21 protein-coding genes are annotated in these 25,311 nt (G+C 43.7%); 8 read left to right on the forward strand and 13 right to left on the reverse strand.

Annotated elements, in window-relative coordinates:
• Positions 1-163 precede the first annotated feature (163 nt).
• From AC59IL_RS26065 to AC59IL_RS26075, 3 genes are read left to right on the forward strand one after another with little or no spacing between them, the layout of a single operon-like run.
• Positions 164-715, forward strand: a complete 552-nt coding sequence (locus tag AC59IL_RS26065; RefSeq protein ID WP_496555155.1) for an RNA polymerase sigma factor — start codon at positions 164-166, stop codon at positions 713-715.
• A 34-nt stretch (positions 716-749) separates the two neighbouring features.
• Entirely contained in the window at positions 750-1,994 is a 1,245-nt protein-coding gene (locus tag AC59IL_RS26070; protein ID WP_496555156.1) for a hypothetical protein, read from the forward strand.
• Positions 1,995-2,008: 14 nt separating this feature from the next.
• Complete coding sequence (locus AC59IL_RS26075) at positions 2,009-2,434, forward strand: hypothetical protein (protein ID WP_496555157.1); 426 nt, start codon at positions 2,009-2,011, stop codon at positions 2,432-2,434.
• Between the two features lie 267 nt (positions 2,435-2,701).
• On the opposite strand, the gene AC59IL_RS26080 is transcribed toward AC59IL_RS26075, so the two are convergent.
• From AC59IL_RS26080 to AC59IL_RS26105, 6 genes are all read right to left on the reverse strand, one after another.
• Positions 2,702-3,439, reverse strand: coding sequence for an MBL fold metallo-hydrolase (locus AC59IL_RS26080; protein WP_496555158.1), 738 nt, complete (start codon positions 3,437-3,439; stop codon positions 2,702-2,704).
• Between the two features lie 110 nt (positions 3,440-3,549).
• Entirely contained in the window at positions 3,550-4,887 is a 1,338-nt protein-coding gene (rodA, locus tag AC59IL_RS26085; protein ID WP_496555159.1) for a rod shape-determining protein RodA, read from the reverse strand.
• Positions 4,884-6,983, reverse strand: a complete 2,100-nt coding sequence (mrdA, locus tag AC59IL_RS26090) for a penicillin-binding protein 2 (RefSeq protein WP_496555160.1) — start codon at positions 6,981-6,983, stop codon at positions 4,884-4,886. The genes rodA and mrdA overlap by 4 nt, the downstream gene beginning before the upstream one ends.
• A 188-nt stretch (positions 6,984-7,171) precedes the next feature.
• On the reverse strand, positions 7,172-7,705 hold the full coding sequence (locus AC59IL_RS26095; protein WP_496555161.1) for a rod shape-determining protein MreD: 534 nt from the start codon (positions 7,703-7,705) through the stop codon (positions 7,172-7,174).
• Entirely contained in the window at positions 7,702-8,556 is an 855-nt protein-coding gene (gene mreC, locus AC59IL_RS26100) for a rod shape-determining protein MreC (protein ID WP_496555162.1), read from the reverse strand. The genes AC59IL_RS26095 and mreC overlap by 4 nt, the downstream gene beginning before the upstream one ends.
• A 78-nt stretch (positions 8,557-8,634) precedes the next feature.
• Positions 8,635-9,660 (reverse strand): rod shape-determining protein, encoded by a 1,026-nt coding sequence (locus tag AC59IL_RS26105; RefSeq protein WP_014223005.1) that lies wholly within the window; start codon positions 9,658-9,660, stop codon positions 8,635-8,637.
• A 389-nt stretch (positions 9,661-10,049) separates the two neighbouring features.
• On the opposite strand from AC59IL_RS26105, the gene AC59IL_RS26110 reads away from it, so the two are divergent.
• Together AC59IL_RS26110 and AC59IL_RS26115 are read left to right on the forward strand one after the other, a co-directional pair.
• The gene (locus AC59IL_RS26110; protein ID WP_496555163.1) at positions 10,050-11,219 is read left to right on the forward strand and encodes an MFS transporter; all 1,170 of its coding nucleotides are present in this window, start codon (positions 10,050-10,052) and stop codon (positions 11,217-11,219) included.
• Positions 11,220-11,305: 86 nt separating this feature from the next.
• Positions 11,306-12,136, forward strand: a complete 831-nt coding sequence (locus AC59IL_RS26115) for an alpha/beta fold hydrolase (RefSeq protein WP_496555164.1) — start codon at positions 11,306-11,308, stop codon at positions 12,134-12,136.
• Between the two features lie 136 nt (positions 12,137-12,272).
• On the opposite strand, the gene AC59IL_RS26120 is transcribed toward AC59IL_RS26115, so the two are convergent.
• Positions 12,273-13,337, reverse strand: a complete 1,065-nt coding sequence (locus AC59IL_RS26120) for a tryptophan 2,3-dioxygenase (protein ID WP_496555165.1) — start codon at positions 13,335-13,337, stop codon at positions 12,273-12,275.
• A gap of 88 nt (positions 13,338-13,425) precedes the next feature.
• The gene (gene purD, locus AC59IL_RS26125) at positions 13,426-14,706 is read right to left on the reverse strand and encodes a phosphoribosylamine--glycine ligase (protein ID WP_496555166.1); all 1,281 of its coding nucleotides are present in this window, start codon (positions 14,704-14,706) and stop codon (positions 13,426-13,428) included.
• Between the two features lie 722 nt (positions 14,707-15,428).
• Between purD and AC59IL_RS26130 the strand changes: the two genes are divergently transcribed.
• Positions 15,429-16,979, forward strand: coding sequence for a peptide MFS transporter (locus AC59IL_RS26130; RefSeq protein WP_496555167.1), 1,551 nt, complete (start codon positions 15,429-15,431; stop codon positions 16,977-16,979).
• A gap of 202 nt (positions 16,980-17,181) precedes the next feature.
• Here the strand turns inward: AC59IL_RS26130 and apaG are convergent, their stop codons facing one another.
• Entirely contained in the window at positions 17,182-17,568 is a 387-nt protein-coding gene (apaG, locus tag AC59IL_RS26135) for a Co2+/Mg2+ efflux facilitator ApaG/CorD (RefSeq protein WP_496555168.1), read from the reverse strand.
• A 246-nt stretch (positions 17,569-17,814) separates the two neighbouring features.
• Between apaG and AC59IL_RS26140 the strand changes: the two genes are divergently transcribed.
• A complete protein-coding gene (locus AC59IL_RS26140) occupies positions 17,815-19,266 on the forward strand; it encodes an NADP-dependent isocitrate dehydrogenase (protein ID WP_496555169.1) in 1,452 nt (483 codons plus the stop codon).
• Positions 19,267-19,621: 355 nt separating this feature from the next.
• On the opposite strand, the gene AC59IL_RS26145 is transcribed toward AC59IL_RS26140, so the two are convergent.
• From AC59IL_RS26145 to AC59IL_RS26155, 3 genes are all read right to left on the reverse strand, one after another.
• Entirely contained in the window at positions 19,622-19,969 is a 348-nt protein-coding gene (locus AC59IL_RS26145) for a translation initiation factor (RefSeq protein WP_496555170.1), read from the reverse strand.
• A gap of 197 nt (positions 19,970-20,166) precedes the next feature.
• A complete protein-coding gene (nadC, locus tag AC59IL_RS26150) occupies positions 20,167-21,021 on the reverse strand; it encodes a carboxylating nicotinate-nucleotide diphosphorylase (RefSeq protein WP_496555171.1) in 855 nt (284 codons plus the stop codon).
• A gap of 223 nt (positions 21,022-21,244) precedes the next feature.
• Entirely contained in the window at positions 21,245-21,634 is a 390-nt protein-coding gene (locus AC59IL_RS26155; RefSeq protein WP_496555172.1) for a DUF4783 domain-containing protein, read from the reverse strand.
• Between the two features lie 149 nt (positions 21,635-21,783).
• Between AC59IL_RS26155 and gpmI the strand changes: the two genes are divergently transcribed.
• Positions 21,784-23,310 (forward strand): 2,3-bisphosphoglycerate-independent phosphoglycerate mutase, encoded by a 1,527-nt coding sequence (gpmI, locus tag AC59IL_RS26160; RefSeq protein ID WP_496555173.1) that lies wholly within the window; start codon positions 21,784-21,786, stop codon positions 23,308-23,310.
• A gap of 73 nt (positions 23,311-23,383) precedes the next feature.
• Here the strand turns inward: gpmI and AC59IL_RS26165 are convergent, their stop codons facing one another.
• The gene (locus AC59IL_RS26165) at positions 23,384-25,222 is read right to left on the reverse strand and encodes a cytochrome c oxidase subunit I (RefSeq protein WP_496555174.1); all 1,839 of its coding nucleotides are present in this window, start codon (positions 25,220-25,222) and stop codon (positions 23,384-23,386) included.
• Positions 25,223-25,311: the final 89 nt, after the last annotated feature.

A 25,311-nucleotide genomic window follows, 5' to 3' on the forward strand; every position in this document is an offset into this window, starting at 1 on the left:
TTTCAAATATTTGTAATTCAACCCCTGCGCAATAACATATTATTACAATTTCAATATATTTATTTGATCACTCCATATATCTTATCATAATATATTTGTTGCTACGTTTAAACTTAATTCATTTGCTATGTTCCAATATTTTATCACAGAAAACTGCTAACCTATGTCGGTGACCATGCAAGACAGCGAATTGCTGATACAATTTCGCGATCCGGCCACTAAAGAAAAAGCCTATACGGCCATAATCCGAAAATACCAGGAAAGACTATACTGGCACATTCGCCGTATGGTGGTAGAGCACGAGGATGCGAATGACGTATTGCAAAATGTTTTTATTCGCGTGTGGAACGGATTGGAGAATTTCAGAGAAGATTCCCAGCTTTACACCTGGCTTTACCGCATTGCTACCAATGAATGCCTTACCTATCTTGAGCAACAGAAAAAACGGAGTTCCGTTTCGCTCAGTGATGTGGAAAGCGGACTGGAGAATAAGGTAAAGGCCGATAAACATTTCGATCCCAATAAACTGGAATGGAAATTACAGCTGGCTATTCAGCAATTGCCTGAAAAGCAACGGGTTGTATTCTCTTTACGATATTACGACGAAATGCCTTACGAAGAAATGAGCAAGGTGCTGGAAACATCAGAAGGAGCCCTGAAAGCTTCTTACCACCATGCCGTAAAAAAAATTGAAGATTATATCGTAAATCATTAAACTTTCATTAACAAATCAGGTCTTATTAGTTGCAATGGAAAACAGGAATTACATATTGAATGAGGTGCGGGAAATCAGCCGGGTTGTAGCTGAGATCGGTCATCAAAACCCCTACACAGTACCCGCCGGGTATTTCGAAGGGTTGGCCGGTGAGCTGTTGCAACGCATTAAGGCCGATACTGTTACGCCTGTTTTGCCACAAACTGAAAATCCTTACCAGGTTCCTCAGGGTTACTTTGAAGGGCTGGCCGATAAACTGTTACAGCGTTTAAAAAAAGAAGAACCTGTTCTTTCGCCAGCCTTACAGCAGGCAAAGCAGGCTTCTTACGAAGTACCGCAAGACTATTTTGAAACACTGGCCAATAAACTGTTGCAACGGGTAAAAGCTGAAGAAATCAGTTTGTCGCCCGCTTTACAACAGGCAAACAATAATCTTTACCAGGTTCCGCAGGGTTATTTTGAAACACTGGCCGATAAACTGTTACAGCGTGCAAAGGAAGAAGAACCTGTTCTTTCGCCTGCTTTACAGCAGGCAAAGCAGGCTACTTACGAAGTGCCGCAGGGTTATTTCGATTCATTACCTGCTACTATTCTCAACAGAATAAAAGCCGAACAAACCGACAGTGTAAACGAAGAGCTGGAAATATTATCGCCTTTACTTAGCCAGATCGGTAAACGTACACCATTCAGTATGCCGGCCGGTTATTTCGAAGAGCTTAGCGAAAATGCAGTAGCCGGTGCTCAGGCAATTGATTTTGTAAATGGCGCACTCGAAAATCTGTCGCCATTGATGAGCAGCCTTAAAAACAAACAGGCCTATGAAGTACCTGCCGGTTACTTTGAACAATTAGCCGATCAGGTATTGCAGGCAGCAAAAGCACAACAACCTGCAAAGGTGGTGTCAATAAGCTTTACCCGCCGTGTTATTAAGTATGCAGCAGCCGCTGTGGTTGCAGGAGTTATTGCGGTTGCCGGCTGGATGTACATGGGCAAGGGTAAAGAAGGTGGTACAATAACGCCCGATAAAAGCAAGGTGGTGGTTGCCGATGTGAAACCCGAGCTGAACAAGCTCAGCGATGATGTACTTGAAAAATACCTCGAAAGCCAAACAACAACTCCTGCCGAAACAGCTGAAGCAACTGAAGCAGCTACCGGCAATACGGCTAATGCTGAAATTGATGCCAATGATATGAAAGATATGCTGGCCGATGTTTCGGAGGAAGATCTGCAGCAGTATCTCGACAAATACAGTAGTACTAAAGATATACAAACGAACTAATTTACTTTATAGTCATGAAAAAACTTTTACTCATAATAGGGATGTTGGTTGGTGTGGCGGTTGTTGCCGTTGCACAGGACGACGGTGAAAAAGCCGGTGACGGGGGGCGCGTTGAAGCGTTGAAGATCGCCTACCTCACCAAAAAATTAAACCTGAGCACAGACGAAGCGCAAAAGTTCTGGCCTATATACAATCAATATATGAGCGAGATCAGAAAAACGCGGCAGGAAGCCCGTCAGAACCAAAACAATGTATTAGGTACCGAAGAAAAGATATTGGATATACGCAAGAAGTACAATGGTGAGTTTAATAAAGCCTTGTCTACAGAAAAGGTGAATCAATTCTTTAAAGCCGAAAAGGAATTCGGAACCGTGTTGCAGAAAGAACTGATGGAACGCAGAATGCAGCGCATGGACAACCGCAGACCTTTCAGGCAATAATAAATATCGAATAACGAATGATAAATTTTGAATAACGAAGTTGAAAATGCATTTCCTTAATCATTCTGCATTCAATATTCAATATTCGAAGTTTTTAAAATAGGTGTTTTTCATAGGTTAGCAATGGCCGGCTCTTTCCAGGGCAGGCCTTTTTTTATTAAATTAAAAATGACAAATTAGAAATGAGAAATTAAAAAGTGAAAACCCTTCAACTTCGAAATCCAAAAGTTGTATTTCCTTCTTCATTTCTCATTTTTCATTTCTCATTTAAAATTCGTATGTCGGATTCTTCACATCATGATAAAACAAAAACTGCCACCTGCCCTCCTGCCCTTGTTGCCACCATTGCTGGCGCAGCTCCATGCTTTTCTTTCCGTCGTAATCGTACTTGGCTACAAAACGACTGCGCATTTGCTGTAACTGCGGAGCGTCATCACCGCCGAAGAAAACCGTTTCGCCGCCATCAACAATCCAAAACACCTGATGGTATTTGCTGTGCGCGCCGGTTATTTCGTATTTGATATAGCCATCTATCACTCCATTGCCATCGAGCCAAACCACCTGCGGTGCATCTTTTAAACAATCCAGCTCATCGGGTATGTATGAAGGAAATCCTTTTTCATATACATACTCCATTTCTTTTTTCTGAATATAATATTTCGCCTGCGGAAAGCTGAGCGTACGCTCAATGCCTGAGCCGGCGGCTACTCCACCCGCATGATCTTTATGCAGGTGCGACATTAGCACTTTGGTTATTTCGCCGGGATTAATACCATTATCGATGAGGTTCTGATGCAGTTGCAGTTTTCCATTTTCATTCGCAAATCCCAGCCCTGTATCGAGCAGCAACACATCTTCTGAAGTAACTACAACAAAGGGCTGAATTTCTACCAGCAAACTACCTACAGGCCGTTGCTGCAAATCATCTTTCGACGTATCAAAGGGAACAAAGAGTTTTGTTTTATCTATTGTAAATGTGCCTTCACTGAGGGGAATCACTTTCATCTTTTTGATTGTTTGACTGTTTTATGGTTTGATGGTTAGGCTGTTGAATTTTATAAAGTGTGTAAAATTAAGGACACCAAAACAATCAAACAATCAAACCATAAAACCATCTACCGTAATACCATCTGCCTGTCGGCATCCAAACGAACCAGAATAAACAGCATCAGGGTAAAAGAAACCAGCGAAGTACCGCCATAGCTTATAAATGGCAACGGGATACCAATTACAGGCGCCAAACCGATGGTCATGCAAATATTAATGGCAATATGAAAGAAGAAAACAGAAGCTACACCATATGCATAACAACGGCTGAACACACTTCGTTGCCGTTCGGCAATATTTACTATTCGCAACAACATGAACAGGTAAATACCCAACACCGCCAAACTGCCTAAAAAGCCAAAACCCTCGCCAATGGTACAAAATATAAAGTCGGTACCCTGCTCAGGTACAAATTCAAAACGCGTTTGCGTACCCTTTAAAAAACCACGACCTAAAAAGCCACCACTACCAATGGCTATTTTACTTTGACGTACGTTGTAATCAGTATCTTTTTTAGGAGCAACCGGTTCATCGCCTTCTACGGTATTTAAATTGGCGTACGGGTTTTCGCGACCAATGAGCGAAAAGATACGTTCAACCTGGTGCCTTTGTAATACTTTGGTGAATATAAACGGAACCGCAAAACGCTGAACGCTTACACAGATGACCCATAACAACGAAATTATTATGATCATTTCACGGCGCGCCCTCGTTAACCGCCATCCCAAATAGATAGCCACCAGGGCAATTCCGGTTAATACAATGGCGAGCACGTTTTTCTCTACCAGCAGGGTAGCTACCACCAGCACGGCCAGTGAAAAACCAATCACCAGGTAACCGGCAGGTAACCCTTCGCGGAACATCACCAGAAAAAATGCCAGGAAAACCAGGGCCAAACCGGTTTCACTTTGTGCAACGGTGATCAGTGCGGGCAATATTACAATGCCGGCAGCCATCAGGTGCGAACTGGTTTTGCTGAAATCAGTTTCAACCCGGCTCAGGTATTTGGCCAGCGCCAAACACACGAACAACTTAGCCAATTCGGCCGGCTGCAGGTTAAAGCCGCCCAGGCGAATGATAGATTCGGTGCCTTTTACGTTTGTGTGAAATGGAAATACCAGCAACAGCAGCAGTATACCGAATGCATACCAGATATTAGCCGTTGCTGTGAAAAACTTACTATCGGTAAGCAGTATGAATAAACCCAGTAATAACGACGCGGCAAAAAAGATGAGCTGCTTGCTGTAAAGGGTTTTAAAGCTAAGGAAACTGCGAAGCACATCATCACCTTCGCGGTAGGTTACTGAAAAAATACTCATCAGCCCGATTGCAACCAGGACAAAATATAACCAAATAAGGGTTGTGTCAACACCTTTCGAAATGGCAGGATTACGCTGGTTGTTCATGGATTTCTTTTATCGGTACTTGTGCTTTTGGCATAAAGATTCTTGTTAATCATAGCATCCTTAATTGGGCGAACAGCTACAGGCGCTGCAGGTTGCTGGCTTTGTTTTTTAGTGCCGCCATTAGCGGAATGCCTTGGCTGGTACTTTCTGATGTAATTACTGTCGCCGGTAAGGTTAAACCATTTGTATGCCCTTATTGAATCGGTTTTAAATTGTAACCTGTCGAGATATTCAGGCATAATGTTCGCATTGGCTATACGCTCTATTTCAGGTTTTCTTTCAGACCTTATTGAATCGGTAAGGTATTTTTCTACCAGTAATGATCCGATAGGAGCAGCCCATGTAGCACCAAAACCAGCGTTTTGCACCACAACGGCTACACATATCTTTGGGTCTTCGCGCGGCGCAAAGCAAACAAACATGGAGTTATCTTTCAGTTGAATCACCTTTCCATCCAACACTGTTTTGTTTTCGGCAGTACCGGTTTTGGCGCAGATATTTATACCCGGAATGCGCGCCACCTGTGCAGTACCATGTTCCACCACATCCTGCATACCTTCCTGCACTATGTCATATACATCATCAGGAATATGCGTTAACACTTCGTGCTTCTGGCGGTATTTTTTCATTACCGTATCTTCAGCAGTTTCATTTTCGATATTCTTTACAAAATGGGGAACGTAGTAATATCCTTTATTGGCAACAATGGCCATAGAGTTAGCCATTTGCAAAGGCGTTACGGTTAATTTATCCTGGCCAATGCCAATGGTAACCATGGTACATGAATTCCACGACCGGTGGTATTCTTTATCGTATTGGGTAGTATCGGGCACATTGGCGCCATCTTCACTGGGCAGGTCAACCCCAATGCGATGACCTAAACCAAAGGCATGCATGTATTCCGTCCATTTTACCAACCCAGCACGGGAACTATGGTATTCAGGATTATCGATCGTTTTACGGAAAACGTCAGAGAAAAACGAGTTACAGGACCATGCTATTGATAAACGCAGATTCGCTGAGTGGCCAAGCCAGTGCTCGGTGCATTTTACCGTATGCGCACAGCCATAATACACCCCTTTGCAGGCAATGCCGCTGGCCGGTATTATGACTCCTTCATCGAGGCCAATGAGCGCACCCAAAGGTTTATAGGTTGAGCCCGGAGGATATTGTCCCTTGATAGCCCTGTTTAAAAGCGGCGCCGATACATTCAGCGTCATGCGGGCATAGTTCTTTTGTTTATTAGGACCGGTAAGATCATTGGGGTTGTAATTCGGCCCCGAAGCCATGGCCAATATGCCGCCTGTTTTGGGATCAAGCGCTACAACGGCGCCCAGTTTACCGGCAATTAATTTTTCGGCCAGTTGCTGTAATTCGATATCGATATAAGTGTGCAGGTTGCGGCCGCGAATGGCGGGTGTATCGTACCGGCCTTTTTCGTAGTTACCTACAAGGCGGTTCTTATTGTCTTTCAGCAAAAACTCAACCCCGCGCTGGCCCATCAGCACTTTTTCGTAATAGGCTTCCAACCCGTTGCGGCCCACATAGTCGCCCATATGGTAAAAGCCGCCCGAACGCTTGATGATGGTACTGTCGGCTTCGCCGATATAACCCATAATATGGGCAGCTGCATTAAAAGGATATACACGAACCGGACGTTCAACCAGTGCAAAGCCGGGGAATTTATAGATATTTTCATCGAGCCGGGCCTGTAATTCGGGTTCCAGCAGGTCTTCGAAGATCGAAGGGCGGTAAGGGCCGTTCTTAAAACGGGCTTCGTTAATTCTTTTCCTGAATTCGGCCGTATCGATACCCAGTATTCCGCACAATCCGAATGTATCGGTTTTCTTTGCCTCATTGGGAACAACCACCAGGTCATACATGATGGTATTGTTCAATATCGGCTTGTTTTTACGATCGTAAATGATACCCCGGTCGGGATATTTAACCTTGGCAAATACCGCATTCATCATAGCCATTTCTTTGTATTTTCCCTGAATCACCTGCAGGTTAAATAACTGAACTATGATAATGAGGAAGAGTCCGAGGAATATCAGGCGTATTATGTTGCTTCTTGACTGATTAAATACAGACATAGGACTTTAGTACATTACTCATAAAACTACTTCAAAGTTGTTATGCTTTAAAGTAGCTCCCTTTCCAATGAAATTCCGGTTTATTTATTGTTTAGTGAAGTTATATTTTTTTGATCACTCTTACATAGCACTTCTTACCTCCCTTTTACCCTGAGCGACGCCTGCCCGACTATTGGCGGGTCGAAGGGCTAAGCCGTATTTGTTCTGAACTTCTCCTTACGGAAAAATAACAGTTCGGTAATCAGTATCAGCATTAAACTGATGCCTGAAGTTGCCACTACTTTGCCGAGGAAGAACAGAAAAGAGCCAAATTGAAGCCATTCAAGCAGTACCAGGTAGCTGTTATGTACAAGGGTTAACACCAGCACATATATCGAATAAGGGGCCCAGCCCATACTAACCGGTGAGGGAGATTTATAGTTTTGTTCAGCGCCCTCCTGTGGTATAAGAATATTTACCACAAAAGACCGCAGGTAAGCGATAAGCGTACAGGCGGCAGCATGCAAACCCGGAGTTTGGGTAAAATAATCAAGGGTAAGCCCGAACATAAAACTTACAAACATCAGGCTCATCCGGTACATGCTGAAGGGTAGCCACAAAACATACAGAAAATATACGTACGGTACTATAAACCGGTGCAGGGGATGTATCTGGAACAATACATAAACCTGTACCAGTATGAACAATACAAACCGGATCGTATTTCTCACTAAATCACTCATTGATTTATTTTGTTTGTTTCTTCTTCGAGTTTTGCCTGTTCGTCTTTCTGAAGGTTATCAACAACCGTTACAAACTCCACATTAAAAAAGTTGGTGGCAGGTTTTAACCGTATGGTATAAAAACTGCTGGTTTTGTCGTCGATTATATCCATTACAGTGCCAATCAATATGCCTGGCGGAAAATGGGAGGCATATGAACTTGTTACCACAGAATCGCCTTTGACAACGGGGGCGCTTTTGGGCACATCCTTCAGGGTAATATACAGGGGGCTTGAACCATCCCACAGAACCTTACCGGTTTCACCGGTTTTCTTCAGACTGGCGCTTATTTTACTTTGGCGATGCAGCAGGCTCATCACAACAGCATAGTTACTGCTGGTGTTTATTACAACGCCAACTACTCCGCCTGAGCTGATAACGCCCATATTTTTATGCACGCCCTGATTTTCGCCTCTGTGTATGGTGAGTGTATTGTTAGGCAGGCTAACAGTATTATTTACCACCTTGGCCGACCGGTACAAATATTTGCGGTAATGGCCCAGGGTATCATAAGGAAGGGTATCCTGAACTGTTTTTTGGGTTGAATCGGGATTTTCGAAGTTCGACAGCAGTTTATTGCGCAGCTCTTCATTTTCCTTAGCCAGCGCGTCGTTGGTGCTTTTAAGATGAAAGTAATAGGTAATATTATTGTATTTACCCCCCACATTGCCGGTTATTTCGTTGGCAAAGCCCGAAAAAACGGCTTCGTGGAACTTATTATAATGAAAAAGGATATACAGAGCCGCAATCTGCAGCACCACGAAGAATACAAAATTGAAGTACCTCCTGATGAAGAGAAAAATATTACGCACCTGCAGAAAATTTTGAGAAATTACAAAATCCTGTCTGGTAATCCATACGAGTTTTTACAATTGAAAGAAAATCAAGCCTTAACGCATTACGAACGGATAACGATCGTAATTCTTCAATGCGAGGCCCGTACCTCTTACCACGCTTTTCAGCGGATCGTCGGCCACATGCACAGGCAGTTTAATTTTCTGGCTCAGGCGTTTATCTAACCCGCGCAGCAAGGCGCCGCCGCCGGTAAGATATAAGCCGCGCCGGTAAATATCAGCAGCAAGCTCGGGTGGGGTCATTTCAAGCGCCTTTAAAATGGCTTCTTCAATTTTAAAGATGCTTTTATCAAGCGCTTCGGCAATTTCCTGGTAGCTCACCATAATCTGCTTGGGAATACCTGTTACCAGGTCGCGACCGTTAACCGGAATATCATCGGGTGGGTTATCGAGATCTTTCATTGCGGCGCCGATGTTGATCTTAATTTGCTCAGCGGTACGTTCACCAATGAGCAAACTATGATAACGGCGCAGAGCCTCCATAATATCAGCTGTAAATTCATCACCGGCGATACGAATACTCTGATCACATACAATACCGGCCAGGGCAATCACCGTAATACCGGTTGTACCACCGCCTATATCGATGATCATGTTGCCCACAGGCTCTTCTACATCAATGCCAATACCCAGGGCAGCTGCCATAGGTTCGTGCAACAAATACACTTCTTTGGCACCGGCCTGCTCGGCACTATCGCGTACAGCTCTTTTTTCTACTTCGGTGATGCTCGAAGGAATGCAGATCATCATCCGCCAGCTGGGTGGGAACAGCGGCTTTTTGGGATAGATCATTTTGATCATTTCCCGAATCATCAATTCGGCCGCATTGAAGTCGGCAATTACACCGTCTTTAAGGGGACGAACCGTACGGATGCTTTCATGGGTCTTTTCATGCATCATCAACGCCCGTTTCCCTACTGCAAGAACCGTTTTGGGGTTATTACGGTCCAACGCAACAATGCTCGGTTCATTCACCACCACTTCGTCATTATGTATGATTAGGGTATTGGCTGTGCCCAGATCGATGGCAATCTCCTGGGTGAAAAAATTGAATAGGCCCATTTAGAAGGTCAGATTTTGGATTGTATATAATGCATGCAAAATTGAAGCAAATAATCCATATTAACAAAGCACAACCTTTACAGAATCAGGTATTTTTTTTCTGGTACAAAATTCGCTTACAGTTGATGCTGTTTTCCGCTTCCATACGGTGCGGAGGGCTGTTTATTGTTATTCTTCAACTTAACTACTAACGTTATACCGAAACGTTAATTGTTGCTTTTTGTTCAAATAGTTTTATTGATTGTATTGTGAACCGTTTTCCACAGTTCAGAGCGAAGTTGAAGAATATTGCTTTGGAAAAGGCAAAGTTACACATGTTAATCACCTGCAATTAAAGCCCGATTTTATATTATCTTCACTTAGCTGCCGTATAATTGCACGTCTCAATAATGCGTATTATTACCCGTACAGTGTGGATTTTATCAATGGTTAGTTTGCTGGCAGATGTAGCCAGTGAAATGCTATATCCTGTTATTCCATTGTACCTGCAACAAATTGGCTTCAGCGTTTTTTATATCGGTTTACTCGAAGGCCTGGCGGGCTTTACAGCCGGCATCAGCAAAGGTTATTTTGGTAAACGAAGCGATGAAACCGGACTTCGGTTGCCGTTTGTGAAAACAGGTTATTTTTTAAGCGCTCTTTCAAAACCAATGATGGCGTTGCCAATGGCTGTTGGGGTATTGAAATTGTGGATATTTTTTTCCCGCACTATCGACCGGCTGGGCAAAGGCATACGTACTGCAGCCCGTGATGCGCTTCTTTCAAAAGAAGCTACCCGCGAAACAAAAGCAAGGGTTTTTGGTTTTCACCGCAGCATGGATACGGCAGGCGCCATGCTGGGGCCGGTAATTACGCTGGCATTTTTGTTTTACCATCCCGGTTCGTATACCACCATTTTTTACCTGGCATTTATTCCCGGCCTGTTATCGGTTTTGCTGATCTTTTTGCTGCGCGAAAAAAAGCAACCCGCCGCTACCCTTGCCAAAGGAAACTTCTTTTCATTTTTTGCTTACCGCAAAATTGCATCTCCCGCCTATAAAAGGCTGGTAGCCGGTTTGGTGTTGTTTGCCATTGGCAACAGTTCGGATGTTTTTTTATTACTGAAAGCAAAACAAATTACCGGAAGCGATAACACCACCATCATCGCCTACATCTTTTACAATATCGTGTATGCCGCCAGCTCATATCCCCTGGGCATTATAGCCGACAGGGCAGGAAAGAAAAAGGTGTTTCTGTTCGGCCTGTTTTTGTTTGCCGTAGTGTATAGCGGATTTATTTTTAACAGTTCGGCGCTTATAGTTTACCTGCTGTTCTTTGTGTATGGCATTTATGCCGCCGCAACCGAAGGCATTGCCAAAGCCTGGATCACGAACATTGCCCACGATCAAAATACCGCCACCGCCATTGGTTATTATACCAGTCTTGAAAGCATCAGCAGCCTGGCGGCAAGTATCATCGCCGGGCTATTATGGAGTAGAGCAGGAAGTGCTTATGTGTTTCTGTTTTCGGCATTAGTAACGGTGGCAGTGATGGTTTATCTTTGGAAAGGAAAAGAATAAGATTGTTGCCGGTTACCAGTTACCAGTTCCCGGTAACCGGTATCAGGTAACAGGAATCAGGTAACAGGGATCAAACCATTTATACCATGAAACATTTATCCATCCTGCTGTTATGCCTCATTAACACATTAGCTTTTGCACAGCAACCTACCTATGGTAATAATAAAGAAGCTGGAAAATATTACGATATACGCGGCTTTAAAATGTATGCCGAAGTATACGGTCAGGGACAGCCATTGCTCTTCATTCATGGCAATGGCGGTTCCATCAATAATTTTACCAACCAGATCCCTTACTTCGCTTCAAAATATAAAGTGATTGTGGCCGACAGCCGTGCACAGGGCAATTCAAAAGACAATACCGATTCGCTCAGTTATGAAATGATGGCCGATGATTATGCCGCTTTACTGGATGCCATGAAAATCGATTCGGCTCTGGTAATTGGCTGGAGCGACGGGGGTATCAATGGTTTGCTGCTGGCCATCAGGCATCCGCAAAAAGTAAAAAAACTGGCGGTAACAGGCGCCAACCTTTGGCCCGATACTTCGGCTGTATACCAGGAAGTTATAGATATGGTAAAACCATTTTACACGCTTCTGAAAAACAATCCCAATAAAACGCCAACCCAAAAAAATCAATGGAAGCTGGTTCGGCTGTTGCTCGATGAACCGCATATTCCCCTGCCGGCCGTACAAACCATTCAATGCCCTACCCTGGTGATCGGCGGCGATCACGATGTGATTAAAGAAGAGCACACAATGCTCATTTATAAAAACATTCCCAAAGCCTATTTATGGATATTGCCCAACTCGGGCCACAGCACGCCGGTGGTTTATAAAGATATTTTCAACCAGACCGTAGACGATTTCTTTACAAAGCCATTCAGGAAGATTGAGAAAACGGGGAGGTTTAACTGATTGTTGCAGGTTCCAGGTTGCAGGTTGCAGGGTTACAAGGAAAAAATTAGCGACACCCCGACTTCTTTCAAAGCCAATAGACAATATAAGAATACAAAGCCTTTGCAACTTGAAACCTGTAACCTGTAACTCTTAATTATTGTACAAAACCTAATCGTTGTTCCATTTCTACACTAAGAGCAGGCAGTTTTCTTCTTTCAATTAAAAAGCTGGTCAAACGGGCGATTTCAGCAAATATGTAGTGTTTGTCTAAAGCGCCTTTCAGGTAATCGCGGCCGGTGCTGCCGCCGGTACCAATGCGGGTGCCGATCATGCGTTGCACCATACTCATATGCCGGTAACGCCAGGTGCTGAGCTGTTCATCTATCTCAAGTAAGCTATTCAGCAGCTGAAACGGTAATTGTAATATGGGGTATCCCCTGTACAACATAATAAACAACGCTGCCCGGCAGGCGCGGGGCGACAACTGCCGCTCATTGCCAGCCGATGCATCGGCAAAAACAGCATCAAAAAACTGCTGGTTGCTTTGTTCGGCTTCGGCAAGGCTGGTGGTATAAATATGGCGGTAGTCAGACCAGAATACGCCCAACCCCGGCCTATCCTCCTCCGGTGGAAGGGGGGCACTAAGGGCATGATAGTTCTTCCAGTTCTCCACTTCTTCAAAAAAAGGCATGCGTTCGAGCCAGGCATTGAGCAGTTCGATAAAAGATTTTTCGTTTTCGGCCTTTTTAATCACATCAATATGCTGCTGGCGCAACTGCGATATGTAGTATTCCTGGGCATGGCGTTGCTGGTATTTGAGGCCCAGCTTTGCTTCGAGCAATTTAAACTGCCAGCTTTGAAAACCCGAAGCCGGACGAAGCATATCCCTGAAATCGAGAAAGTCCATCGGCGTCATGGTTTCCATGATATCTATCTGGTGCACAAGTACTTTTAAAATGGTCACCATCCGGTTTAAACGGTGTACAACCGTTTGCAGTTCGGGCGAGTTGTCGTTCAGCGCCGGTTTTTGCATAATGCCGGCTACCGAATCAACTTCATATAAAAGCTGTTTAAACCACAGTTCATATGCCTGATGAATAACAATGAACAGCATTTCATCGTGCGCATGCTGCTTTGATTTATCGCTCTCTAAAAACTGGGCATTTAATATATTATCCAGTTGTAAATAGTCGCTGTAATGAACTTCCTGTTTTTGCATGGCTTAATCAATTGGCAATTGGCAACGGGCAATTGGCAAATAAAACAAGGCATGCATTGTCTATTGCTAATTGACTATTGCCTATTGGTTACTCAAATTCAAACCCGATATCGTGGCGGTAATACATGCCGTCGAACGAAATATGTTTTAAAACCTGCTTCGATTTGGCTACGGCGGTGCTGATGCTATCGCTGTATGAGGTAACAGCTAAAACGCGGCCACCACTGGTTACCACCTCGCCATTTTTCAGTGAAGTTCCGGCATGAAAAACAAGGCTGTCGGCCGGCAGCGGTTCGTTTAATCCGTTTATCACAAAGCCTTTTTCGTACGAACCGGGGTAACCGCCGCTTACCGCCATAACGGTACAGGCGAACCGGTTATCTTTTTTAATTTTTACGTCGCTCAGTTTGCCATCAACGGTTGCCTGAAACAGTTCAACCAGGTCGTTTTTAAGACGCGGCATCACCACTTCGGTTTCAGGATCGCCCATGCGGCAATTGTATTCAATAACGTATGGCTCATCGCCTACCTTAATTAATCCAAAAAAGATAAACCCTTTATAATCGATGGCTTCCTTTTCCAAACCCTGTACGGTAGGCTTAATAACCTTTTCTTCGACCTTTTTCATAAAAGCTGCGTCGGCAAACGGAACGGGGCTTACAGCTCCCATGCCACCTGTATTTAAACCGGTATCGTTCATGCCGATGCGTTTGTAATCTTTTGCTTCGGGCAGCAGCACATAATCCTTTCCATCGGTGAGCACAAATACGCTCAGTTCAATACCATCCAGAAACTGTTCTATCACCACTGTTTTACTTGCCTCACCGAATTTGTGGTGGTGCAGCATCAGTTCATATTCGGCAATAGCTTCAACATGGCTCTGGCAAATAAGCACCCCTTTACCGGCTGCCAAACCATCGGCTTTAAGCACAATGGGTAAGGCATGCTGCTGCAAATACGGAATGCCTTCTTCGTAATTCTGTTCATTAAACTCGCCGTAAGCGGCAGTGGGAATGCCATTACGTATCATGAACTTTTTGGCAAAGGCTTTACTGCCTTCGAGCTGGGCGCCGTATTGTGAGGGGCCGATTACCGCTACCTGCTGCAGTTGCTCATCTTTTTTAAAGAAATCGGTAATTCCCTTAACCAGCGGCTCTTCAGGACCAACGATTAATAAAGTGATATTCTTTTCCAGTACAAATTGTTTGATGGCCTCAAAATCAGTAACTGGTATATTAACATTGGCGCCATGTTTGGCAGTTCCGGCATTACCGGGGGCAATGTATAACCGGGTACAAAGCGGGCTTTCTTCCAGTTTCCAAGAAAGGGCATGTTCCCGGCCGCCCGAGCCTAATAGTAAAATATTCATGATAAATGCTGAGGTAGTTTTTTGCCGGGCGAATTTCGGTATAAGAGCGGGATTTGTAAAGTTTAATTGTGGAACGGGCTACGGATGCAAGGATTTACGCCTGCGGCGGAATACAGGTTTGCCGCAGTCCTGACAATTGTGTTGGGGGCAATTACACGAATGAACAAGGGGGCTTATCTTAAAAAGACAGTATGCGAGGTGCACTTTCTTCGGGATTTGCCCGGGATTGCATTGGGACAGCTTTGGGGTTTGTTCGCAAATTTGCGAACAACTTGCGACTTTGACCCGGCTCAAACCCGGTTCAGACCTTTATCAGACCCGAATAAATGTGCCGGCTGGTACTCACACTGTAGCCACAATTTTCGAATATCCGGTTGCTGCATTTAACCCTGTCGCCATTTTTTTCAAAAAGAAAAAAATCAGTGAACCTGCCCTCACCTGCAGCAACCTCGAAAAACATGATATAGATCATTGATTTTAATAAAGAAGTGCCAGCTGCATTTAATCCTGCATTACCTACATTTATCCCTAAAAAAAGCATGTTGGTCATCACCCGAATAATGTTGGTAAAACACAATCAAATTAGCATTTTCCTTAAGGCTAAATTTGGCTAAAGTATAGGACATTCTCTTTTCAGCCATACCGAATTAATCACTATTTTACGCGCTAAATACTGCTGCTAAACGATTGCTTCCTTAACAAAAACAAAAACGAATGATTGTATGGATCAAACTGCAACAATTAACCCCGATGTGCTATCTGAAAAGATAGTACCCAAAAAAGGGCACCCTAAAGGCCTGTATGTATTATTTGCTACCGAAATGTGGGAACGATACAATTATTATGGCATGCGTGCCATTTTGGTGTTGTTCATGACCAAGGCCCTGTTATTTGATAAAGTTTTCGCTTCGAACCTCTATGGCAGCTATACCAGTCTGGTTTATTTAACCCCCCTTGTAGGCGGCTATGTTGCCGACCGGTATTGGGGCAATAAACGTTCCATTATAGCCGGCGGTTTAATAATGGCTATAGGCGAGTTTATTTTATTTTTCTGCGCATCGCTGTATAAATCGGCGCCCGGGATTTCATCGATCCTTTTCTTTACCGGTTTGGGTTTTATGATAGCAGGCAATGGCTTTTTTAAGCCCAATATATCTTCGATGGTTGGCCAGTTATATCCCAAAGGCGACCGAAGAATTGATGCGGCTTACACTATTTTTTACATGGGTATTAATGTAGGGGGCGCGTTAGGTCCTTTTGTTTGTGGTTTGGTAGGTGATACCGGCAACCCGGCCGATTTTAAATGGTCGTTTTTTGTGGCAGGTATTGGTATGTTGATCAGTGTTATTGTTCAAAAAGTATTTCAATCGAAATATGTTAAATCACCTGAAGGAAGACCGCTGGGCGAAGTGCCGGCTAACGCACCAAAGAAATTTTCAAACCCCATTTATATTGGTGGCGGCCTTATTTTATTTGCGGCTTTATTGATAGGTATGTTTTATGTAGATGCTAAGGTCTTCAGCTATCTTACCTATTTGTTAATAGCCAGCGTAATATTTATTGCCTTCCTGATTTTTTCAGATAAATCATTAAGCAAAATAGAAAAGGAACGAATTGGTGTGATATTCATCGTATCGTTTTTTGTTATCTTTTTCTGGTCGGCTTTTGAGCAGGCAGGCGCCTCGCTCACCTTCTTTGCCGAAGAGCAAACACAGCGTGATCTTGGTTTTTTCGTAGTGCCGGCCAGCTGGTTCCAATCGCTGAACTCAATGTTTGTGGTATCATTTGCTCCGCTTTTTGCCTGGCTGTGGATCAAATTAGGTAAACGCGAACCAGCTTCACCAACCAAAATGGCCTTTGGCCTTTTATTGTTATCGCTGGGTTATTTGTGGATCGCTTTTGGTGTAAAAGGCGTTCAACCCGGTATAAAAGCGAGTATGATATGGCTAACGGGTATGTACGCGTTGCATACCTGGGGTGAGCTTTGTTTATCGCCCATTGGGTTATCGCTGGTAAATAAACTGGCTCCCTTTAAGTTTGCGTCATTGCTAATGGCAGTATGGTTTCTGGCAAATGCCTCAGCCAATAAACTGGCCGGTGTATTAAGCGCCCTGTATCCCGAAAACGGTAAAACAACTTCGTTTCTCGGATTTCAAATGAATAACATGTACGATTTCTTCCTGTTGTTCACGTTCATGGCAGGCGCTGCGTCGCTGTTGCTTTTCCTGTTAACGAAGAGACTGCAGAAGATGATGCATACTGATAAGGATTAAGGTACAAGGCTCAGGGTACAAGGAACAAGAAAAAATAAACAAGTAATAAAGCAAAAAGGCACAGGGAATAACCTTGTGCCTTTTTGCTTATGTAATTATTTGGATTTTGTTAATTGTATTTTTGGCTTTTTATTTCCTGTATTTTGTTATTTGCTTTTCGGTTCTTCCACCTGTGCCTTGTACCTTGAGCCTTGTGCCTTCATTAATTCATCTTAAACGGCACTATCATTTCAAACACGGGAATATTTACTTCGAAAGAAGTTTTGTTAAAGAGGTTCTCCATTAAATAAGTGCCATGCATTTTTCCCATTTCGCTGCGCAGATTGCAACCGCTTACATATTGATAACGTTCGCCGGGTTGCAAAGTAGGTTGAACGCCTACTACACCCTCTCCTTCAACTTCACGGTTATTACCATTGCTGTCAATAATATACCAGTGCCTGCGATGTAATTTAACGGGGAAATTATTGTGGTTCTCGATCGTTATCCGGTAGGCAAACATATATTCTCCCGACACAGGGTTGGAATAATCGGGTTGGTAGAACGTTTCGACACTTATTTCAATGCCTTCGGAAATCTTTGAGACCATCGAGTAACAGTTTGGGATTTAAAGATAAACAAAAATAAAAGCCAGCCATAGCAAATATTCAGGTTTTATTATGAAATGTTTGTATCGGATGGCTAATTTTGCCGGGGATTTATTGATTTCGACTAATATAAAATTTTATACACATAAAATTGAGCCCCGAAAATTTTCGGGCAATTCAGGCCTGCCGTAATGAAAGTTTTAAGGGTGAATTCCATTTGGTCAAAAAAACAATAAAAATATATACAAATGAAAATAGCAGTGGCTAAAGGCGACGGCATCGGCCCCGAAATTATGAGCGCAGTGTTAAAGATTTTTGATGCCAACCAGGTGCCTCTTGAATATGAAATGGTTGACATGGGTAAATGGGTATTTGATAAAGGTTTTTCGAACGGTATGACACCCGAATCCCAGAAAACCATTGAACAGTTGGGCATTCTGTTTAAAGGCCCCATGGAAACCCCAAAAGGTAAGGGCGTAAAAAGCGTAAACGTTACAGCGCGCAAAACCTGGAATACCTATGCCAATAAAAGGGTGTTCCAAACCCTGCACGGCGTTGATACCGTTTTTTCAAAAGCCGGTATTCCCATTGATATTACTGTAGTTCGCGAAAATATCGAAGATACCTACGGTGGCATTGAGCACATGCTTACCCACGACGTAGCCCTGAGCCGCCGATTTATTACCCGCCCGGGAAGCTTACAGGTGATCAGATATGCTTTTGAAATGGCCCGCCAAAAAAATGCCCGACGCATTACCTGCGGTCACAAGGCCAACATCATGAAAATGACTGACGGGCTGTTTTTACAATGTTTTTATGAAGTGGCTAAAGAATATCCCGAACTGAAAGCAGATGATGTAATTGTCGACGATCTGTGTATGAAACTGGTTACCCGCCCCGATACCTTCGATGTGGTGGTATTAACCAATTTGCAGGGCGATATCGTATCGGACCTGTGCGCCGGATTGGTAGGTGGTTTGGGATTTGCCCCCAGCGGCAACATAGGCGACCACATCTGTATTTTTGAAGCCGTTCACGGCACGGCACCCGATATTGCCGGAAAGAATATAGCCAACCCTACGGCATTACTGCTAAGCGGATTAGCCATGCTGCGTCACCTGGGCCTTATGGAAAATGCGGCCATCATTGAAAATGCGTTGCTGTATACCCTGGAACAGGGCGTTCATACCGGTGATTTTGGCGATAAAAGCAAAGCCAGTTTAAATACAACAGAATTTGCCGACGCTATCATTGGCAACTTTGGTAAAGCACCCGAATTAAATGCCAAACCTTTATTGCCCAATAAACCTGGCACCCCTACTCCTTTGAAGCTGGAAATGAACACCATGCTGGTTTCGAAAGAAGTAGAAAATGAAAAGATCGTTGGAGTTGATATGTTTATCGAAAGCGATGAGCAACCCGATGTCATTGCTAAAAAATGTCAGCGGCACGCAGGTGTGAAGTTCAACCTGATCAATATCAGCAACCGCGGTACCCAGGTATGGCCTACCGGATCTGTTTATACGAACCTGGTTAACCAATACAATGTGCGTTTCGAAAGCATTGATAATTATCCATTGAACCAGCAGGATGTTATTGGTTTGTACGTTAGCTTAAGCGGTGATTTCAAAATATGTTCGCTTGAGTTGTTGAATATGTGGGGAGATAAGAAGTCTTATAGCTCGGCGGCGGGACAATAGCCAATAGGCAATGGTTAATAGACAATTGGCAATAAAAAAGTCGTGGCACATTTCAAATCTGTGCCACGACTTTTTCGTTTATATTATATACAACCATATAATAAACAACAGCAGCATACCTAACATTGACAGTAAAAGTGTTTTTTGTGCGCCACTTTTTTTAAAATCACTGCCTTCTTTATTACCGATCATTAACTGCCTAAATGCAATAACTGCATACATTACCAGAAAACCAAAAGGCACCAGCAAAACCAAAGTAATTACAATAAATATCAGTGGGAAAAAGTCGAACATAGTTTATCGAAGACTTTAAGCCGCGGCGCTCATTGCCGATTGCCGATTGACGATTGCCGATTCACGCTCCTGCTTTCTTACTGTTCTTATATCCGTTCTTCAGCAACCACTGCATCACTTTTTCGCGCTGATCGCCCTGAATAATTATTTCACCATCTTTGGCCGATCCCCCGGTGCCACAATAATTTTTTAGTTTTTTACCCAGGTCTTCAAGGTCTTCGGCAATGCCAATAAATCCCACGATCAGTGTAACCGCTTTACCGGCGCGCTGTTTGGTATCTAACCATATGCGCAGTTTTTGTTGTTCGGGCGGTAATGTTTGCACCTGCTGCTGTTCTTCTTCAAAATTAAATTCAGGATCGGTGCTGTACACATATCCTTTATTATCGGGTTTATTCTTTTTACTCATATAATCGGTTTGTGGTTTGAGGTTTGTGCCCGCCCGGATGACCCGGTCGGACGGGGTTTGTTGTTCTTTAGTTGCAAAGCTCACTTGTTTCCTCAATCAGCATGCTATCAAAAAAAATCACCAATTACAAACGCAATGTTAACCATCAAACCATTAAACGCCAACCATCATTTTCAAATTTTCAAATCATCAAATTTTCAAATTATCACAGCTTTCAAACTCAAATCCAAACTGGTGGCCTGGTGAATAAGTGCACCCACGCTGATGTAATCAACGCCGGTTTGTGCAAAGTCGGTAATATTATCTAAGGTAATTCCTCCGCTGGCTTCGGTTTCATATACACCGCCAATTATTTTTAACGCCTGTGATAATTGTTCGGGTGTAAAATTATCGAGCATAATACGATCAACTTTACCAAAGGCCATCACACACTTCACATCATCGATGCTTCTTGTTTCTACTTCAATTTTTAATCCGGGTTTAACCTGTTGTACATAGGTGTATGCACGTTCAATGGCTTTTTCGAGTCCGCCGCAAAAATCAATGTGATTATCTTTCAGCATGATCATATCGTACAAACCCATGCGGTGATTGTGTCCGCCGCCAATACGAACGGCTTCCTTTTCGAGTAAACGAAAGCCCGGCGTGGTTTTGCGGGTGTCGAGCAGGCGTGTTGCATATCCTTTCAGCCGGTTGCTATAGGTGCGGGTAAGTGTGGCAATGCCGCTCATTCGCTGCATACAATTCAGCACCAGCCGCTCACATTGTAAAATAGTATGTACAGTACCTGTAATTTCAAAGGCATTTTCACCGGTAAGCATAATATCGCCATCTTTTTTATAAGCGGTGAAGTTTACAGTTGGCTCTTTAAACCTGAAAATTGCTTCGGCAATCTTTATTCCTGCGGCAATACCATCCTGCTTAATCTTTAATACGGCTTTACCCCTGGCATCGGCAGGAATAGAAGAAAGAGTAGAGTGATCGCCATCGCCAATATCTTCGTGCAACGCCGATTCGATCAATACATGCAATTGTTCGTTAAATGTGAGCATGTTACAAAAGTAGTAAGTAATAAGTTATAAGTAATAAGTGCTAAACCGGGGAGCCGGTTGCAGGTTGCAGGTTGCAGGTTACAGGTTACAGAGATAACAAGTTTCAGGTTACAAGTTACAGGATGCAGGTTACAGGGTGCAGGTTTCAGGTTACAAAAGGGCAGGTAAAAGAATCAGCTGCATGCCGCTAACTTACTACTTATGACTTACAACTTATGACTTACTATTCAATTACCTCAAACCCCAGCTCCTGAACTACCTGCTGGTCGCCTTTCTGTTTCATGAAGAATTTCGTGCGGAAGTTTCCATTTTTGGTTTGTAGCAACCCAATGCAAAACTGAGAGCCGTTTTGCTCTCCTTTATGTTTTACGGTGAAGTTTTTTACTGTATTGTTGGCAAAAAAGTCTTTTAAGATCATTTCAGCCTGGCTTTTGCTGTAATTATCGCTTTTTCCTGGTAAAGAAAGATCCACTCTGTTATCAAAATACTTCGATAATTGAGTGGCATTGCCGGTACGCATGGCAGCTACTACATCATCAATAGAATAAAGAGGGGCAAATGATACCAGGGATAGCGAAATAGCTACAATCGCGAATCCCAGATACTTTTTCATAATCAAATTTTTACTTTTCACCTGCTAAATTCGCTAAAAATATGCCAAAGTAACATTGCTGCCAAAAATACTGCAATCATTACTATTACCACCGTATTGCAGTACCTTTGACCCGTTTTTTGCCAAACCAAACATAATCACATCGTTATATGAAAACATCTAAAGCTATATTAGTCATCATGGATGGCTGGGGTCATGGAAAAGTAAAATCTGCCGATGCCATTCAAAACGCTAAAACCCCATTTGTTAGCTCATTATATAATAAATACCCAAATACTACATTAACTACGTGCGGCGAAGTAGTGGGATTACCCGAAGGGCAAATGGGCAACAGTGAAGTGGGGCATTTGAACCTGGGCGCCGGACGTATTGTTTATCAGGAACTTCAACGAATTAATGTTGCTGTTCGCGACGGATCATTGTTTAAAAATGAAGTTTTGTTAAAATCTTTGCAATTCAGCAAAGAAAACAACAAACCGCTGCACCTGATCGGTCTGGTGAGCGATGGCGGCGTGCATTCGCATATCACTCATCTGAAAGCCATTGTTACATTATGTGCTAAACAAGGGTTAAAAGAAGTATACATTCATGCTTTTACCGATGGACGCGATACCGATCCCAAAAGCGGTTTAGGATTTTTAACCGACTTACAGCGTCACCTGAACGAAACTACCGGTAAAATTGCCACCGTAAACGGCCGCTATTATGCCATGGATCGCGATAAACGCTGGGAGCGTGTAAAACTGGCATACGACGCTATGGCAAATGGTATAGGCGAAAAAGCAACCGATGCATTGGCCGCTGTTGAGCAATCGTACGCCAATAATGTTACTGACGAATTTATAAAACCAACGGTAATCCTGGGCGAAGACCAGAAACCGCTGGCCACCATAAAAGACGGTGATGTTGTTATCTGTTTTAATTTCCGTACCGACCGATGCCGCGAAATTACACAGGTGCTTTCGCAAAGCGATATGCCCGAATTTGGCATGAAGAAATTATCGTTGCACTATACTACTATGACGGACTACGATAAAACATTTAAAAATGTTGAAGTAATATTTGAGAACGATAATCTGAACAATACGTTAGGTGAAATTCTGGCCAACAACGGCAAAAAACAGATACGGATAGCCGAAACAGAAAAATATCCGCACGTATCTTTCTTCTTCAGCGGTGGCCGCGAAACACCATTCGAAGGCGAACGCCGGCTGATGATCCCTTCACCCAAAGTGGCCACTTACGACCTGAAACCCGAAATGAGCGCTGTTGAAGTAACAGATGCCATTGTACCGGAAATTGAAAATGAAACTGCCGACTTTATTTGTTTGAATTATGCCAATGCCGACATGGTTGGCCATACCGGTGTTTTTTCAGCTGCCATTAAAGCGGTGGAAACAGTTGATAAATGTGTTGAAAGGGTGGTGACTGCAGCATTAGAACATGGTTACACTGTTTTTCTTACAGCCGACCACGGTAATGCAGATTATATGATCAATGAAGACGGCTCGCCCAATACTGCCCATACATTAAACCCGGTTCCGTTGTTTATCATCGATAAAGAATGGAAAGGCACCGTAAAACCCGGCAAGCTGGGCGACATTGCACCTACTATCTTAACCGTGATGCATCTGCCCATTCCGCCTGAAATGACTGGCGATGTGTTGATCTCATAAGTAAATATCGAATATTAAATGATGAATGTCGAACTTCGAAGTTGGAAATTCGACATTCATCATTCGATATTACTTAATGAGCAGGCTGTTCGGCCGGATATACTGGTTCCCCTGCTCCTACCGGCTCTGTTTGCGGAATAAAACTTCTGTTGCCTTTATCATAATCATACGGCCAGCGATACACTTCAGGTATTTCGCCTTCCCAGTTACCATGTGGCGCAATGCGCGGTGTGGTCCATTCAAGCGTATTGGCCTGCCAGGGATTCGGATTGGTTACTTCTCTTCCTTTAAATATTGAATAAAAGAAATTGAACAAAAACAGCAGCTGCACGGCAAACACAATTATAGTGGCTATTGTTATCAATCTGTTCATGTCGCCGAACTGGTTAAACGATTGCCACTGGCTGTAATCGAGGTAACGCCGCGGCATACCTGCCAGCCCCATATAGTGCATGGGCCAGAAAATAAAATAGGCGCCCGCCAGGGTAAACCAGAAATGAATATAAGCCAGCGTATTGTTCATAAACCGGCCATACATTTTCGGAAACCAGTGATAAATGCCTGCAAACATGCCAAACATGGCGGCCACCCCCATTACCAGATGAAAATGGGCAATGATAAAATAGGTATCGTGCACATGCATGTCGATGGTTGAATTGCCCACCCAAATGCCCGTAAGTCCGCCCGAAATAAACATACTAACAAAGCCAATCGAGAATAACATGCCGGGCGTAAAACGGATATTACCGCGCCACAGCGTGGCCAGCCAGTTAAATACTTTTACCGCCGACGGAATGGCAATTAATAGCGTTAACAGCACAAATACCGATCCCAGGAACGGGTTCATGCCGGTTACAAACATATGGTGCGCCCATACCAGAAACGAAAGAATGGCAATGGCAAACAAAGAACCCACCATGGCAAAATACCCGAAAATAGGCTTGCGCGAGTTAACACTGATCACTTCTGAAGCAATGCCCATGGCCGGCAAAATGATAATGTACACTTCGGGATGGCCTAAAAACCAAAACAGATGCTGGTACAGAATGGCATTGCCCCCTTCATTGGGCAACGCTTTACCGGTTGATGATAAAAATATATCGGTAAGATAAAAACTGGTGCCCATATGCCGGTCGAACAACAACAGTATAAAGCTCGATAACAAAACGGGGAACGATAACAGGCCAAGTGTGGCAGTGAAAAACAGGGCCCAAACAGAGAGGGGCAGCCGCGACATGGTCATTCCTTTTGTACGCAGGTTCAATACGGTTGAAATATAATTGATACCGCCCAGCAGGGTGCTCACCACAAACAAGGCCAAACTGATGATCCAGTAATCCATCCCCTTTCGCGAACCGGGTGTGGCATCGCCAAGGGCGCTTAGCGGCGGGTAGGCCGTCCATCCTCCGCTTGCCGGACCGGTTTGTATAAACAGCGAAGACATCATTACAATGCTGGCTGCAAAGAAAAACCAGTACGAAAGCATGTTTAAAAAAGGTGAGGCCATATCACGCGCACCGCATTGCAGTGGAATCAGGTAATTGGCAAAGGTGCCGCTTAACCCGGCCGTAAGCACAAAAAAGATCATGATAGTACCATGCATGGTGATCATGGCATAATAAAATTCTGGCCGGATAACACCTCCTTCGGCCCAGCGGCCCAGAATGGTTTCGAGCATAGGGAATTTTTCGCCGGGGAAACCAAGTTGAATGCGGAATATCACTGAAAACCCTGCTCCGATGATAGCCCATATCATTCCTGTTATAAGAAATTGCCGTGCGATCATTTTATGGTCCTGGCTGAATACGTATTTCGTCCAGAAAGATTGATGATGCCCCGCGTGCCCGTTTCCTTTATGATGCGTTGAAACCGCAGCGGTACCGGCATGATGCAGATCGTCATGGTTTGCCATGATCACAAAATTTTAAGGTTCTGCTGTAGAAAAAATTACACGTATTACCGGGCGATCGGTTTCATGAAGTTGTTTAATCAAGAGCAAAC

The sequence above is a fragment of the Niastella sp. sgz303648 genome, assembly GCF_059587045.1.

What these genes read in the sequence shown, in the direction of transcription:
- purD (WP_496555166.1), bottom strand. Translation starts at nt 14,706, where the DNA reads ATGAATATTTTACTATTAGGCTCGGGCGGCCGGGAACATGCCCTTTCT.
- mrdA (WP_496555160.1), bottom strand. Translation starts at nt 6,983, where the DNA reads ATGTCTGTATTTAATCAGTCAAGAAGCAACATAATACGCCTGATATTC.
- AC59IL_RS26155 (WP_496555172.1), bottom strand. Translation starts at nt 21,634, where the DNA reads ATGAAAAAGTATCTGGGATTCGCGATTGTAGCTATTTCGCTATCCCTG.
- AC59IL_RS26070 (WP_496555156.1), top strand. Translation starts at nt 750, where the DNA reads ATGGAAAACAGGAATTACATATTGAATGAGGTGCGGGAAATCAGCCGG.
- AC59IL_RS26105 (WP_014223005.1), bottom strand. Translation starts at nt 9,660, where the DNA reads ATGGGCCTATTCAATTTTTTCACCCAGGAGATTGCCATCGATCTGGGC.
- rodA (WP_496555159.1), bottom strand. Translation starts at nt 4,887, where the DNA reads ATGAACAACCAGCGTAATCCTGCCATTTCGAAAGGTGTTGACACAACC.
- AC59IL_RS26065 (WP_496555155.1), top strand. Translation starts at nt 164, where the DNA reads ATGTCGGTGACCATGCAAGACAGCGAATTGCTGATACAATTTCGCGAT.
- gpmI (WP_496555173.1), top strand. Translation starts at nt 21,784, where the DNA reads ATGAAAACATCTAAAGCTATATTAGTCATCATGGATGGCTGGGGTCAT.
- AC59IL_RS26130 (WP_496555167.1), top strand. Translation starts at nt 15,429, where the DNA reads ATGGATCAAACTGCAACAATTAACCCCGATGTGCTATCTGAAAAGATA.
- AC59IL_RS26110 (WP_496555163.1), top strand. Translation starts at nt 10,050, where the DNA reads ATGCGTATTATTACCCGTACAGTGTGGATTTTATCAATGGTTAGTTTG.
- AC59IL_RS26120 (WP_496555165.1), bottom strand. Translation starts at nt 13,337, where the DNA reads ATGCAAAAACAGGAAGTTCATTACAGCGACTATTTACAACTGGATAAT.
- AC59IL_RS26145 (WP_496555170.1), bottom strand. Translation starts at nt 19,969, where the DNA reads ATGAGTAAAAAGAATAAACCCGATAATAAAGGATATGTGTACAGCACC.
- nadC (WP_496555171.1), bottom strand. Translation starts at nt 21,021, where the DNA reads ATGCTCACATTTAACGAACAATTGCATGTATTGATCGAATCGGCGTTG.
- apaG (WP_496555168.1), bottom strand. Translation starts at nt 17,568, where the DNA reads ATGGTCTCAAAGATTTCCGAAGGCATTGAAATAAGTGTCGAAACGTTC.
- AC59IL_RS26115 (WP_496555164.1), top strand. Translation starts at nt 11,306, where the DNA reads ATGAAACATTTATCCATCCTGCTGTTATGCCTCATTAACACATTAGCT.
- AC59IL_RS26075 (WP_496555157.1), top strand. Translation starts at nt 2,009, where the DNA reads ATGAAAAAACTTTTACTCATAATAGGGATGTTGGTTGGTGTGGCGGTT.
- AC59IL_RS26165 (WP_496555174.1), bottom strand. Translation starts at nt 25,222, where the DNA reads ATGGCAAACCATGACGATCTGCATCATGCCGGTACCGCTGCGGTTTCA.
- AC59IL_RS26095 (WP_496555161.1), bottom strand. Translation starts at nt 7,705, where the DNA reads ATGAGTGATTTAGTGAGAAATACGATCCGGTTTGTATTGTTCATACTG.
- AC59IL_RS26140 (WP_496555169.1), top strand. Translation starts at nt 17,815, where the DNA reads ATGAAAATAGCAGTGGCTAAAGGCGACGGCATCGGCCCCGAAATTATG.
- AC59IL_RS26080 (WP_496555158.1), bottom strand. Translation starts at nt 3,439, where the DNA reads ATGAAAGTGATTCCCCTCAGTGAAGGCACATTTACAATAGATAAAACA.